1 pseudogene is annotated in these 215 nt (G+C 75.8%); it reads right to left on the bottom strand.

The features are described from left to right. Positions 1 to 215 (bottom strand): annotated as a pseudogene (locus CCL05_RS43565) (glycosyltransferase); the annotation flags it as partial.

Below are 215 nucleotides of genomic sequence, written 5' to 3' on the forward strand. Positions count from 1 at the left end.
GGGTCCAGCAGGCCGACGTAGCGCACGTCGTCCCGGCCCGCCGCCCAGGCGGTCACCTCGCGCTCCAGCGGCCCCGTGCCGGCGATCACGAGCGGCACGCCCACACCGCCGCCCGCCGCGAGCTCGTCCCACGTGGCCATGAGCAGCCGTACGCCCTTGGCCTGAGCGAGCCGGCCGAGATACAGCAGATGCTCGCCGTCGCCCACTCGGCGGTC

The sequence above is a fragment of the Streptomyces africanus genome, from assembly GCF_002150735.1.
Taxonomy (GTDB): Bacteria; Actinomycetota; Actinomycetes; order Streptomycetales; family Streptomycetaceae; genus Streptomyces; species Streptomyces africanus.